At 62.5% G+C, this 13,135-nt stretch carries 9 protein-coding genes and 1 tRNA gene; 9 read left to right on the top strand and 1 reads right to left on the bottom strand.

Going from position 1 to position 13,135, the window contains the following annotated elements:
* Positions 1–26 precede the first annotated feature (26 nt).
* The 4 genes from EDC62_RS10685 (at position 27) to EDC62_RS10670 (ending at position 5,242) form a co-directional block, all read left to right on the top strand.
* The gene (locus EDC62_RS10685) at positions 27–2,336 is read left to right on the top strand and encodes an NADP-dependent malic enzyme (protein ID WP_124223516.1); all 2,310 of its coding nucleotides are present in this window, start codon (positions 27–29) and stop codon (positions 2,334–2,336) included.
* Positions 2,337–2,548: 212 nt separating this feature from the next.
* A complete protein-coding gene (locus tag EDC62_RS10680; RefSeq protein WP_124223514.1) occupies positions 2,549–3,586 on the top strand; it encodes an ABC transporter substrate-binding protein in 1,038 nt (345 codons plus the stop codon).
* Positions 3,587–3,612: 26 nt separating this feature from the next.
* Positions 3,613–4,461 carry an ABC transporter ATP-binding protein gene (locus tag EDC62_RS10675; protein WP_124223511.1) on the top strand — a complete coding sequence of 283 codons (849 nt, stop codon included), beginning with the start codon at positions 3,613–3,615 and terminating at the stop codon, positions 4,459–4,461.
* Positions 4,462–4,474: 13 nt separating this feature from the next.
* A complete protein-coding gene (locus EDC62_RS10670; protein WP_124223509.1) occupies positions 4,475–5,242 on the top strand; it encodes an ABC transporter permease in 768 nt (255 codons plus the stop codon).
* Between the two features lie 98 nt (positions 5,243–5,340).
* Here EDC62_RS10670 and cutA read toward each other — a convergent pair whose 3' ends face one another.
* Positions 5,341–5,727, bottom strand: a complete 387-nt coding sequence (gene cutA, locus EDC62_RS10665; RefSeq protein WP_124223507.1) for a divalent-cation tolerance protein CutA — start codon at positions 5,725–5,727, stop codon at positions 5,341–5,343.
* Positions 5,728–5,790: 63 nt separating this feature from the next.
* Between cutA and EDC62_RS10660 the strand changes: the two genes are divergently transcribed.
* From EDC62_RS10660 to EDC62_RS10640, 5 genes are all read left to right on the top strand, one after another.
* A tRNA-Ser gene (locus EDC62_RS10660) sits at positions 5,791–5,878 on the top strand.
* 247 nt (positions 5,879–6,125) lie between these two features.
* Positions 6,126–7,676, top strand: a complete 1,551-nt coding sequence (locus EDC62_RS10655) for a type I restriction-modification system subunit M (protein WP_124223504.1) — start codon at positions 6,126–6,128, stop codon at positions 7,674–7,676.
* Positions 7,673–8,713: a PDDEXK nuclease domain-containing protein gene (locus EDC62_RS10650; protein WP_124223502.1), complete on the top strand. Its 1,041-nt coding sequence runs from the start codon at positions 7,673–7,675 to the stop codon at positions 8,711–8,713. Before EDC62_RS10655 ends, EDC62_RS10650 begins: the two co-directional genes overlap by 4 nt.
* Positions 8,710–9,990: a restriction endonuclease subunit S gene (locus EDC62_RS10645; protein WP_124223500.1), complete on the top strand. Its 1,281-nt coding sequence runs from the start codon at positions 8,710–8,712 to the stop codon at positions 9,988–9,990. The genes EDC62_RS10650 and EDC62_RS10645 overlap by 4 nt, the downstream gene beginning before the upstream one ends.
* Before the next feature lies 1 nt (position 9,991).
* Positions 9,992–13,090: a type I restriction endonuclease subunit R gene (locus EDC62_RS10640; RefSeq protein ID WP_124223498.1), complete on the top strand. Its 3,099-nt coding sequence runs from the start codon at positions 9,992–9,994 to the stop codon at positions 13,088–13,090.
* Positions 13,091–13,135: the final 45 nt, after the last annotated feature.

The raw sequence follows: 13,135 nt of genomic DNA, 5'->3' as shown, positions 1-13,135 counted from the left end.
CCCAGGAAACCGTCCCAGGAGACCCCATGAGCCAAGAAAACCTCTCCCCTGCCGAACAAGCGCTGCGCGATGCGGCGCGCGAATACCACCGCCTGCCGGTGCGCGGCAAGATTTCGGTGCAACCGACCAAAGCCCTGTCGAACCAGCGCGATTTGTCGCTGGCCTATTCCCCCGGCGTGGCCTACCCCTGCCTCGACATTCAGGCCAACCCCGCTCTGGCGGCCGAATACACCTCGCGCGGCAACCTGGTGGGCGTCATCACCAACGGCACCGCGGTGCTGGGCCTGGGCAACATCGGGCCGCTGGCGGGCAAGCCGGTGATGGAGGGCAAGGGCTGTCTGTTCAAGAAGTTCGCCGGCATCGACGTGTTCGACATCGAACTCGCCGAGAACGACCCCGACAAGCTGGTCGACATCATCGCGGCGCTCGAACCCACGCTCGGCGGCGTGAACCTCGAGGACATCAAAGCGCCCGAGTGCTTCTACATCGAGAAGAAGCTGCGCGAGCGCATGAACATTCCCGTGTTCCACGACGACCAGCACGGCACGGCCATCATCTCCTCGGCGGCGCTGCTCAACGGGCTGGAACTCGTGGGCAAGCGCATCCAGGACGTGCGCGTCGCGGTGTCGGGCGCGGGTGCCGCAGCGCTGGCCTGTCTGGACCTGATGGTCGAGCTCGGTGTGCGGCGCGAGCACATCTTCGTCTGCGACTCCAAGGGCGTGATCTACGAAGGCCGGCCGGGCGGCTACGACGAATCCAAGGCCCGCTACGCGCAAAAAACCGATTTGCGCACGCTGGCCGATGCGGTGCGCGACGCCGACGTGTTCCTCGGCTGCTCGACCGCCGGCGTGCTCACCCCCGACATGGTGAAAACCATGGCGGCGCAACCCATCATCCTGGCGCTGGCCAACCCGGAGCCCGAAATCCGGCCCGAGCTCGCCAAGGCAGCGCGCCCCGACTGCATCATCGCCACCGGCCGCTCGGACTACCCGAACCAGGTCAACAACGTCCTGTGCTTCCCCTACATCTTCCGCGGCGCGCTCGACTGCGGCGCGACGCGCATCACCGAATCGATGAAGCTCGCCTGCGTGCGGGAAATCGCCGCGCTGGCCAAGAGCGAGACCAGCGACGAAGTCGCCGCCGCCTACGTGGGCCAGGAACTCGTCTTCGGGCCCGATTACCTGATTCCCAAGCCCTTCGATTCGCGCTTGATTCTGCGCATCGCGCCCGCCGTCGCCCAGGCCGCGGCCGAGTCGGGCGTGGCAACGCGACCCATCGCCGATCTGGAAGCCTACCGTCAAAGCCTCACGCGCTTCGTGACGCAAACCGGCATCCTCATGCGGCCGATCTTCAACGCCGCGAAGGCCGTCCCGCACGGCGCCAAGCGCGTGGCCTATGCCGACGGCGAGGACGAGCGCGTGCTGCGCGCGGCGCAGATGGCCATCGACGAGGACCTGGCCTTCCCGATCCTGATCGGCCGGCCCGCGGTGATCGAGGCGCGCATCGCCAAGGCGGGGCTGCGGCTCAAGCTGGGCCGCGATGTGGACAACGTCAACCCCGAGGACGATCCGCGTTTCCGCCAGTACTGGGAGCGGTACCACCAACTGCAGGCGCGCAACGGTGTGACGCCCGAGGGCGCCAAGGCGGGTGTGCGGCGCTCGAACACGCTGATTGGCTCGCTGATGATCTCGCTCGGTGATGCCGACGCGCTGATCTGCGGCCTCGTGGGCAGCTACGTCACGCATCTCGAGCGCATCGACAGCGTGCTGGGCCGCAAGGCGGGTTGCGCCAATTACGCCGCGCTCAACGCGCTCATGACCGAGCAAGGCCCGCTGTTCATCACCGACACCTACGTCAACGAGGACCCCACGGCCGAACAGTTGGCCGAAATCGCCTGGATGGCCACCCAGGAGGTGCAGCGCTTTGGCTTGCCGCCCAAAGTGGCCTTCCTGTCGCATTCGAGCTATGGCTCGTCCAAGCGCGCCTCGGCACGCAAAATGCGCGATGCGCGCAACCTGTTTGTCGCGGCTCATCCCGAAATCGAGTGCGACGGCGAGCTGCACGGCGATGCCGCACTGAAAGAGGACATCCGCAGCCAATACCTCGCCGATGCGACCCTGCACGGTGCGGCCAATCTGCTGATCTGCCCCAATTTGGACGCGGCCAACATCCTCTACAACGTGCTCAAGACGACGAGCAGCGGGGGCGTGACGGTCGGCCCGATCCTCATGGGGGTGGCGGGCGCGGCCCACATCCTCACGCCTGCGGCCACGGTGCGACGCGTGCTCAACATGACGGCGGTCGCGGCGGCCTCGGGGCTGCGCGCCGGGGCTTGATCGGGTTTCCCCTCGGGGTCGCGCAGCGGCCCGAGCGATCACAATCGGGCGGGCGAGCGGCACCGCCGGCGCCGAAGCGACGCAAGTGGCGCAAGCGGGTGACCGGGAACGGCTCGGGGCGTGGTCGGGCACACGGCTTGCTTGTCCTCGCCCCAGCCCGCGCTGCCCCGGCGACGCCGCATCAACATCTGGGTTTATTTTCGGAGCGCACCATGAACAAACGACATCTCTTGCAATTTGCCGCCGCGCTGACGCTGGGCGCTGCCCTCGGGGGCGCACAGGCGCAGCAAAGCACGCCGATCAAGTTCCAGCTCGACTGGCGCTTCGAGGGGCCTTCGGCCTTGTTCCTCACGCCGCTGGCCAAGGGGTATTTCAAGGAGGCCAAGCTCGACGTCAGCGTCGACGCGGGCAATGGCTCGGGCGGGGCAGTCACCCGCGTCGCCTCGGGCACCTACGACATGGGCTTTGCCGACCTCGCAGCCCTCATGGAATTCCACGCCAATAACCCCGACGCGCCGAACAAGCCGGTGGCGGTGATGATGGTCTACAACAACACGCCCGCGGCGGTGATGGCGCTCAAGAAGTCGGGCATCAGCAAGCCCGCCGATCTCTCGGGCAAGAAGCTCGGCGCCCCGGTGTTCGACGCGGGTCGGCGCGCGTTCCCGATCTTTGCCAAGGCCAATGGCGTGAGCAACGTGACCTGGGTGTCGATGGACCCGCCGCTGCGCGAAACCATGCTGGTGCGCGGTGACGTGGACGCGATCACGGGCTTTTCGTTCACCTCGCTGCTCAACCTCGAAGCGCGCGGCGCTCAAGCGTCGGACGTGGTGCTGTTCCCCTACGCCGACTACGGCGTGAAGCTCTACGGCAACGCCATCATCGCCACGCCGAAGATGATCAAGGAGCACCCCGAGGCCGTGCGCGCCTTCCTGAAGGCCTTTGCCCGCGGCGCCAAGGAGGTCATGGCCAACCCCGACGCGGCGATCGAATACGTCAAGCAGCGCGACGGCATCATCAACGTGGAGCTGGAAAAACGCCGCCTGCGCCTGGCCATCGACAGCGTGATCGCCAGCCCCGACGCGCGCGCCGAAGGCTTTGGCCGCGTGGTGCCTTCGCGCCTGGCCTTGATGGCGTCTCAGGTGTCGGATGCGTTCAACACCAAGACCCGCGTGAACCCCGACGCGGTCTGGAATCCGAGCTTTCTGCCCAGCGCCGCCGAACTCAACGTGCTGCCGCCCGCGCGCAAGTGAACCCGCCTGAGCCGCTGACGCCCGCCATGAGCGCCGCCGATCCGCACGCCAAGCTCCACGCCGAGCCTTTCGTCGAGTTCCGCGACGTCTGGCTGGCCTACAACGACGAACTGCTCGCGCAAAACCATTTCGCGGTGGAGTCCATCGACCTCACGGTGCGCCGCGGCGAATTCATCGCCATCGTGGGGCCTTCGGGCTGCGGCAAGTCGACCTTCATGAAGCTCGCCACGGGCCTCAAGCGCCCGTCGCGCGGCAGCATCCGCATCGACGGCGCGCCGGTCACCGGGCCGCTGAAGATCTCGGGCATGGCGTTTCAGGCACCCTCGCTGCTGCCTTGGCGCACGACGGTGGACAACGTGCTGCTGCCGCTCGAAATCGTGGAACCGCACCGCAGCCAGTTCAAGGCACGGCGGCCCGAATACGAAGCCCGCGCACGCGCGCTGCTGCAAAAGGTGGGGCTCGCCGGTTACGAGGACAAATTCCCCTGGCAGCTCTCGGGCGGCATGCAGCAGCGCGCAAGCATCTGCCGCGCGCTCATCCACGAGCCCAAGATGCTGCTGCTCGACGAGCCCTTCGGCGCGCTCGACGCGTTCACCCGCGAAGAACTCTGGTGCATCCTGCGCGACCTCTGGACGGAACAGCGCTTCAACGTGATTCTCGTCACGCACGACCTGCGCGAGTCGGTCTTTCTTGCCGACACCGTCTACGTCATGAGCAAGAGCCCCGGCCGCTTCGTGGTGCGCCGCGAAATCCACCTGCCGCGCCCGCGCGACCTCGAAACCACCTACAGCACCGCTTTCACCGACATCGTGCACGAGCTGCGCGGCCACATCGGCGCCCTGCGCCGCCCCGACGCACCCGCCCTGCCCCAATGAGGAACCCTGACCGATGAACGCCAAACCCCTCGAACGCTGGGCGCCTTGGCTGCTGCTGGTGGCGCTGGTCGCGCTGTGGCAGCTGGTGTGCACGGTGTTCGACGTGTCCGAATTCGTGTTCCCGAGCCCGGCGCGCATCTGGAACCAGTTCTGGGAGTTCAAAACCATCATCGCCGGCCACGCCTGGCGCACCTTCTGGGTGACGATGGCCGGCTTTGGCATCGCCATCGTGGTGGGGGTGCTGCTGGGCTTTATGCTGGGCAGCTCGCGGCTGGCGTATGCCGCGGTCTACCCGCTCATGACCGGCTTCAACGCGCTGCCCAAGGCGGCGTTCGTGCCGATCCTGGTGGTGTGGTTCGGCATCGGCGTGGGGCCCGCAGTGCTGACCGCCTTTCTCATCAGCTTCTTTCCCATCATGGTCAACATCGCCACCGGGCTGGCCACGCTCGAGCCCGAACTGGAAGACGTGCTGCGGGTTCTGGGCGCGCGACGCTGGGATGTGCTGATGAAGGTCGGCTTGCCGCGCTCGATGCCGTACTTTTACGGCTCGCTCAAGGTGGCGATCACCCTGGCCTTCGTCGGCACCACGGTGTCGGAAATGACCGCCGCCAACGAAGGCATCGGCTACCTGCTGATCTCCGCCGGCTCGGCGATGCAAATGGGCCTGGCCTTCGCCGGCCTGCTCGTCGTCGGCGTGATGGCGATGGCGATGTATGAACTCTTCGCCGTCATCGAAAAGCGCACCACCGCCTGGGCACACCGCGGTTCGCAGGGGCATTGAGGGCTCTGGTGCCGAATGCCCGCGGTCGGCCCCAGCCAGAGCATTTTTGAAGTTTTCAGCCGAATGCCAGCGTCAATTCCCGCTCTGCCGCTCCTGTTTTAGGAGTCATGGCTTGCCCCGCCGCTGCCCGCATTCGCTGCGGGCAGCTCCGCGCGCCGCGTTGTCTCGAGCACCCACTGCGCGTAATCGGGCGTGCTGGCCGCCCAGGGCAGCATCACGATTTCCGGCACCGTGTAGGGGTGGTGGTCGCGGATGAAGCGCGCCAGCGGCTCGAAATTGGCGCGCACCGTCTTGATGCTCAGCAGCCACTCGGCCTCGTCGCACAGCGCGCCCTGCCAAAGATAGGTGCTGCGCACCGCCTGCCGCTGCACGCAAGCCCCGAGCCCGGCCTCGACGATCGCGCGCGCCAAAGCGCGTGCTTGCGCCTCTTCGGGCAAGGTGGTCCAGACCACCCCGAAATCCTTGGCGTTCCGTGCCTCATCCATCGTCGTGCTCCATGCGGATACCGGGCCCGAGCATAGCGCGGCCTCGGTAGAATGCGAGCCTTCGGAGACGTGGGAGAGTGGTTTAATCCAGCGGTCTTGAAAACCGCCGACGGGCAACCGTCCGTGAGTTCGAATCTCACCGTCTCCGCCAGCCTTGCTTCCCGGTTCGCGCCCGCCTCGGGCGACTCCTTTGAACCGTCGCGTCGAAACGCCCCATCCGCTGATTGTCCCCCCCCCCCGAGCGGCCTTGGTGTGCCTGCCCGCCGCAGTCCCGAGCTGCTGCGCGCCTGACTTCGTACGCCAAAATGTGGCTTCGCCCCACCCGGCGCCGTCGCGCCGGGTGCAACCCGCCCGTTCAGTCCCCGAACCGATCCCAAAAAAACCGCAGGGAACCCTTCATGACCAGCATTCAACAACGTGCCGAACTGCAACGCCGCATCTGGCAAATCGCCAACGATGTCCGTGGTGCGGTGGACGGCTGGGACTTCAAGCAATATGTGCTGGGCGCGCTGTTCTACCGCTTCATCAGCGAAAACTTTGCCGCCTACATGGAAGCCGGGGACGACAGCCTCCGCTATGCCGAGCTGCCCGACAGCGTCATCACGCCGGAAATCAAGGACGACGCCATCAAGACCAAGGGGTATTTCATCTACCCCAGCCAGTTGTTCGTCAATGTCGTGGCCAAGGCCGGCAGCAACGAAAGCCTCAACACCGATCTCGCCGCGATTTTTGCCAGCATCGAAGCCTCGGCCAGCGGCTACCCGTCCGAGCAGGACATCAAGGGCCTGTTTGCCGACTTCGACACCACCAGCAACCGCCTAGGCAACACCGTCAAAGACAAGAACGCTCGCCTGGCCGCCGTGCTCAAAGGCGTCGCCGATCTGGACTTTGGCCCCTTCGACGCAGCGCACATCGACCTGTTCGGCGATGCCTATGAATTCCTCATCTCCAACTACGCCGCCAATGCGGGCAAATCGGGCGGCGAGTTCTTCACCCCGCAGCATGTCTCCAAGCTGATCGCGCGCTTGGCGCTGCACGGGCAAACCAGCGTCAACAAAATCTACGATCCGGCCTGCGGCTCCGGCTCGCTGTTGCTGCAAGCCAAAAAACAATTCGACGAGCACCGGATCGAAGACGGCTATTACGGGCAGGAAATCAACCACACCACCTACAACCTGGCGCGGATGAATATGTTCCTGCACAACGTCAACTACGACAAATTCAACATCCAGCTTGGCAACACCTTGCTGGAACCCCACTTTGCCGACGAAAAACCCTTCGACGCCATCGTCTCCAACCCGCCGTATTCGGTGAAGTGGGTGGGCTCGGACGACCCCACGCTGATCAACGATGAGCGCTTCGCCCCGGCGGGCGTACTCGCGCCCAAATCCAAGGCCGACTTCGCCTTTGTGCTGCACGCGCTCCACTACCTCTCGGCCAAGGGGCGCGCGGCCATCGTCTGCTTTCCCGGCATCTTCTACCGCGGTGGGGCGGAGCAGAAAATCCGTCAATACCTGGTGGACCACAACTATGTGGAAACCGTCATCGCGCTCGCGCCCAATCTGTTTTACGGCACCACCATCGCGGTAAACATTCTGGTGCTGTCCAAACACAAGCCGGACACCCGCACCCAGTTCATCGACGCCAGCGGCCTGTTCAAGAAAGAAACCAACAACAACGTGCTGCTCGATGAACATATCGAGCAGATCATGGCCGTGTTCGACAGCAAGGCCGACGTGCTGCACTTTGCCCAATCCGTGCCGCTGGAGCGCATCCGCGCCAACGACTACAACCTGTCGGTCAGCAGCTATGTGGAGGCCAAAGACACCCGCGAGGTGGTGGACATCGTGCAGCTCAACGCTGAGATCAAGCGCACGGTGGCCCGCATCGACGAACTGCGCCGCGCCATCGACGCCATCGTGGAAGAAATCGAAGGAGGCGCGCAATGACCGACACGCCGGTTGCCCTCATCCCCGCGCCCGAAGGCTACGCCGATTGGCTGGCCGAACTCAAAGGCCGCATCCACCGCGCCCAGCAACGCGCGACGCTGGCGGTCAACCGGGAGCTGATCACCCTCTATTGGCAAATTGGGCGCGACATTCTGGAACGGCAAGCCCAACAAGGCTGGGGTGCCAAGGTCATCGACCGCCTGTCGCACGACCTGCGCACCGCCTTCCCCGAGATGCAGGGGTTTTCCCCGCGTAACCTCAAGTACATGCGGGCCTTTGCTGAAGCGTGGCCCGATGCTGAATTTGTGCAAGCGGTGCTTGCACAATTGCCCTGGTACCACCATCTGGCGCTGCTGGAAAAGCTCACGAGCCCAGAAGACCGCCGCTGGTACGCGGCCAAGGCCATCGAACACAACTGGTCCCGCAACGTGCTGGTCATGCACATCGAAAGCCGCTTGCTCGAGCGCAGCGGCGCGGCCATCACCAACTTCGATGCCCGTCTGCCCAAGCCGCAATCCGACCTGGCGCGCGAATCGCTCAAAGACCCCTACCGCTTCGATTTTCTGGGCATAGGCCAGGAAGCCAGCGAGCGCGACATTGAAACCGCGCTGGTCGAGCACGTCACCGACTTCCTGCTGGAGCTGGGCGCAGGCTTTGCCTTCGTGGGTCGGCAAGTGCTGCTCAACGTGGGCGGTGACGAGTTTTTCATCGACCTGCTGTTCTACCACCTCAAGCTGCGCTGCTATGTGGTGATCGAGCTCAAGGCCGGCGCGTTCAAGCCCGAGCATTTGGGGCAACTGGGCTTTTACCTCACCGCCGTCGACCGACAACTGCGCCATGAGCACGACAACCCGACCATCGGCCTGCTGCTGTGCAAGAGCAAAAACAAAGTGGTGGCCGAATACGCCCTGAGCGACAAGACCCAGCCCATGGGCATTGCCGAATTCAAGCTACCGGAATCCATGCCCATCGAATGGCAAAACAGCCTGCCCAGCATCGAGCAGATCGAACGCGAATTGCAGGGAGGACAGACATGAGCCGCGAGAACTTTTTGGAGAGGCTGTTGGGCGGGGTGGATGTGGCTTGGAAGCCCTTGGGGGAAATTGCGGAGACATACGGCGGCCTGACCGGAAAAATAAAATCAGACTTTGATGGGGGCGACTCACGGTATGTCAGCTACAAAAATATTTTCGACAACTTGTCAGTCGATTTGAAATCTCTCGAACCAGTGAATATTGCCGAATCGGAGAATCAAAATTTCATCGGGTTTGGTGATGTTTTATTCACGGGATCATCAGAGACGCCTGACGAGGTCGGTATGTCTTCGGTGGTTATGACGCCCCCGGACGAGAAAGTCTATTTAAATAGCTTCTCGTTCGGCGTTCGCTTTAGAAATGACGTTCCGATTTTGCCAGGGTACTCGAAGTATCTTTTTAGAAGCGGTCTCATGCGGTCGCAAATTGCAAAAACCGCTAGTGGCGTGACCCGTTTCAATGTATCCAAGGAGCGATTCAGAAAAATCCTCATCCCCATCCCCTGCCCGGACAACCCGAAAAAATCGCTGGAAATCCAGGCCGAAATCGTCCGCATTCTGGACAGCTTCGCCGAGCTGACCGCCGAGCTGACCGCCGAGCTGACCGCCCGCAAAAAGCAGTATGCCTATTATCGCGATCAGTTGCTGCGGTTTGAGGATGGGGAGGTGGAGTGGAGGACGTTGGGGAAAGTGGCATGCTATTCTACCAATCGAATTCATGCGCAACAGGTTGACCAAGAAAACTATGTTGGTGTCGATAACCTATTGCAAGACAGGGCAGGCAGGGGTAATTCAAGTTATGTGCCGACTTCAGGCAGGCTGGTTGAATACAAGCCGAACGATATATTGATCGGGAACATCCGTCCGTACTTGAAGAAAATATGGCACGCTGACCGCTTTGGCGGAACAAATGGTGATGTGCTTGTGATACGCGCAACAGACACACGCCTCAATCCACGATATCTTTTTCATGCGCTGGCCGTGGATAGGTTCTTTGATTACATGATGCAGCACGCCAAGGGCGCAAAGATGCCGCGCGGTGATAAGACAAGGGTTTTGGAATATCAAGTGCCAATTCCTTTCCCAAACAACCCAGAAAAATCCCTCGCCGAGCAAGCCCGCATCGTCGCCATCCTCGACCAGTTCGACGCACTGACGAACTCTCTCACCGAAGGCCTGCCGCGCGAGATCGAGTTGCGCCAGAAGCAATACGCCTATTACCGCGATTTGCTGTTCAGCTTCCCCAAACCCACAGGTAACAAGATATCCAGCGAGGCTTGACATGAGCGACTACAAGACCATCGCCGAATCCAATCACTTCATCGTGCTGGACCGCTACACGCCCGCGTGGAAAGCGGCGGAGAGCTACCAGAGCGAATACGATTTGGAGATGGAGCTGATCCGCGACCTGCAAAGCCAGGGGTACGAATACCGCGCGGACCTGAACACGCCCGCGGTGCTGCTGGCCAATGTGCGCGAGCAGTTGCAGGCACTCAACGGGGTGCGGTTTTCGGACGGGGAATGGCAGCGCTTCGTGGAAACCTGGCTGGACCGGCCCGGCGACGGCATCGTCGAGAAGACCCGCAAGATTCAGGACGATCACATCCACGACTTCGTGTTCGACGATGGCCGCATCCAGAACATCTATCTGCTGGACAAAAAAACCATCGCTCGCAATAAGGTGCAGGTGATCCGCCAGTTCGAGCAGACGGGCAGCTTGGCCAACCGCTATGACGTGACGATTCTGGTCAACGGCCTGCCGCTGGTGCAGCTGGAGCTCAAACGCCGCGGCGTGGCAATCCGCGAGGCGTTCAACCAGGTGCACCGCTACAGCAAGGAGAGCTTCAACAGCGAGCATTCGCTGTTCAAGTTTTTGCAACTGTTCGTGATTTCCAACGGCACCGATACCCGCTACTTTGCCAACACCACCCAGCGCAACAAAAACAGCTTCGATTTCACGATGCACTGGGCAAGAGCGGACAACAGCCTGATCCGCGACCTGAAGGATTTCACCGCCACCTTTTTCCAGAAAGACACGCTGCTGCGCGTGCTGCTGCATTATTCGGTGTTCGACACCAGCAACACGCTACTGGTGATGCGCCCGTACCAGATCGCCGCGTGCGAGCGGATTTTGTGGAAGATCAAGAGCAGCTACCAGGCCAAAAACTGGAGCAAGCCGGAAAGCGGCGGCTACATCTGGCACACCACCGGCAGCGGCAAGACGCTCACCAGTTTCAAGGCGGCGCGGCTGGCCACCGAACTCGATTTCATCGACAAGGTGCTGTTCGTGGTGGACCGCAAGGATCTGGACTACCAGACCATGAAGGAATACCAGCGCTTCTCGCCCGACAGCGTGAACGGCTCGGACAGCACGGCGGGGCTCAAGCGCAATCTGGAGAAGGATGACAACCGCATCGTCGTCACCACCATCCAGAAGCTCAACAACCTGCTCAAGAGCGAGGCCGACCTGCCCATCTACCGCAAGCAGGTGGTGTTCATTTTCGACGAGTGCCACCGCAGCCAGTTCGGCGAGGCGCAAAAGAACCTGAAAAAACGCTTCAAAACCTTCTACCAGTTCGGCTTTACCGGCACGCCGATTTTTCCGCAAAACGCGGCGGGCGCGGAGACGACGGCCAGCGTGTTCGGGCGGGAACTGCACTCGTATGTCATCACCGACGCCATCCGCGACGAAAAGGTGCTGAAGTTCAAGGTGGATTACAACGATGTGCGCCCGCGCTTCCGCGCCCTCGAGACCGAGCAGGACGAGCAGAAGCTGAGCGCCGCCGAGAACAAACAGGCGCTGCTGCACCCGGAGCGCATCCGCGAAATCACCCAGTACATCCTGACCCATTACCGCCAGAAGACCCACCGCCTGCAACCGGGAAGCCGGGGCTTCAATGCCATGTTCGCGGTCAGCAGCGTGGACGCGGCCAAGCTGTATTACGAGAGTTTCCAGGCGCTGCAGAAGGACAGCGCGCAGCCGCTCAAGGTGGCGACCATCTTTTCCTATGCCGCCAACGAGGCGCAGGACGCGGTGGGCGACATTGCGGATGAAGGCATGGATGTCTCGGCCATGAACAGCACCGCCAAGGCGTTTCTGGGCCGCGCCATCGCCGATTACAACGCGCTGTTCAAGACCAACTTTGGCCTGGACGGCGAGGGCTTTCAGAACTATTACCGCGATCTTTCCTTGCGGGTGAAGAACCGTGAGGTGGATTTGCTGATCGTGGTGGGCATGTTCCTCACCGGCTTCGATGCGCCGACCTTGAACACCTTGTTCGTCGACAAAAACCTGCGCTACCACGGTCTGCTGCAGGCGTATTCGCGCACCAACCGGATTTACGACGCCACCAAGGCCTTCGGCAACATCGTCACCTTCCGCGATCTGGAGCAGGCGACCATCGATGCCATCACCCTGTTTGGCGACAAGAACACGCGCAACGTGGTGCTGGAAAAGAGTTACCGCGAATACATGGAAGGTTTCACCGACGCCCTCACGGGCGAGGCGAGGCGCGGTTATGTCGAGGTGGTGCAAGAGCTGCAAAGCCGCTTCCCCGACCCCACGGCCATCGAAAAAGAGGCCGACAAAAAGGCGTTCGTGAAGCTGTTCGGCGAGTATCTGCGCGTCGAGAACATCCTGCAGAACTTCGATGAGTTTGCGCGCCTCAAGGAATGGCAGGGCATCGATGCGAACGACCCGGCGGCGGTGGCGGCGTTCCAGGCCCGCCACGGTCTGGATGAGGCGGATCTGGCGGCCTTATCGGCCATTGCGCTGCCACCCGAGCGCACGCTGCAGGATTACCGCTCGGTGTACAACGATGTGCGCGACTGGCTGCATCGCCAGAAGCAGGCCGACCAGCAAGCCCAGTCCAGCATCGACTGGAACGATGTGGTGTTCGAGGTGGATTTGCTCAAATCGCAGGAGATCAACCTGGACTACATCCTGGAGCTGATCTTCGAGCACAACAAGAAGACCCGCAGCAAGTCGGAACTGGTGGACGAGGTGCGCCGCGTCATTCGCGCCAGCCTCGGCCAGCGCGCCAAGGAAAGCCTGGTGGTGGACTTCATCAACCAGACGGACCTGAACCAGCTCGGCGACAAGGCCGGCGTGATCGAGGCGTTCTTCAGCTTTGCCCGCGCAGAGCAGCAGCGCGAGGCGCAGGCGCTGATCGAGTCCGAGAACCTCAACCCGGAAGCGGCTCGGCGCTATATTGCGGCCTCCCTGAAGCGGGAATTCGCCAGCGACAGCGGCACCGATCTCCATGCCATCCTGCCCAAGATGAGTCCGCTCAACCCGCAATACCTGAGCCTGAAGCAGCGCGTGTTCCAGAAAATCGCCGCGTTCGTGGAGAAGTTCAAGGGCGTGGGTGGACCGGTTTGAGGGCCGCTGCTTGGAACACTGGGCCGGCTGCGCCAACGGGCGCGC

The organism is Tibeticola sediminis, from assembly GCF_003843835.1.
Classification (GTDB): Bacteria; Pseudomonadota; Gammaproteobacteria; order Burkholderiales; family Burkholderiaceae_C; genus Tibeticola; species Tibeticola sediminis.
The sequence above is the reverse complement of the archived record's forward strand: the minus strand, read 5'-3'. Positions and strand labels throughout refer to the sequence as shown.

Bases quoted from the DNA above. Each gene is read 5' to 3' on its own strand.
- EDC62_RS10640 (WP_124223498.1), top strand. From the start codon at position 9,992: ATGAGCGACTACAAGACCATCGCCGAATCCAATCACTTCATCGTGCTG.
- cutA (WP_124223507.1), bottom strand. From the start codon at position 5,727: ATGGATGAGGCACGGAACGCCAAGGATTTCGGGGTGGTCTGGACCACC.
- EDC62_RS10655 (WP_124223504.1), top strand. From the start codon at position 6,126: ATGACCAGCATTCAACAACGTGCCGAACTGCAACGCCGCATCTGGCAA.
- EDC62_RS10645 (WP_124223500.1), top strand. From the start codon at position 8,710: ATGAGCCGCGAGAACTTTTTGGAGAGGCTGTTGGGCGGGGTGGATGTG.
- EDC62_RS10650 (WP_124223502.1), top strand. From the start codon at position 7,673: ATGACCGACACGCCGGTTGCCCTCATCCCCGCGCCCGAAGGCTACGCC.
- EDC62_RS10675 (WP_124223511.1), top strand. From the start codon at position 3,613: ATGAGCGCCGCCGATCCGCACGCCAAGCTCCACGCCGAGCCTTTCGTC.
- EDC62_RS10680 (WP_124223514.1), top strand. From the start codon at position 2,549: ATGAACAAACGACATCTCTTGCAATTTGCCGCCGCGCTGACGCTGGGC.
- EDC62_RS10685 (WP_124223516.1), top strand. From the start codon at position 27: ATGAGCCAAGAAAACCTCTCCCCTGCCGAACAAGCGCTGCGCGATGCG.
- EDC62_RS10670 (WP_124223509.1), top strand. From the start codon at position 4,475: ATGAACGCCAAACCCCTCGAACGCTGGGCGCCTTGGCTGCTGCTGGTG.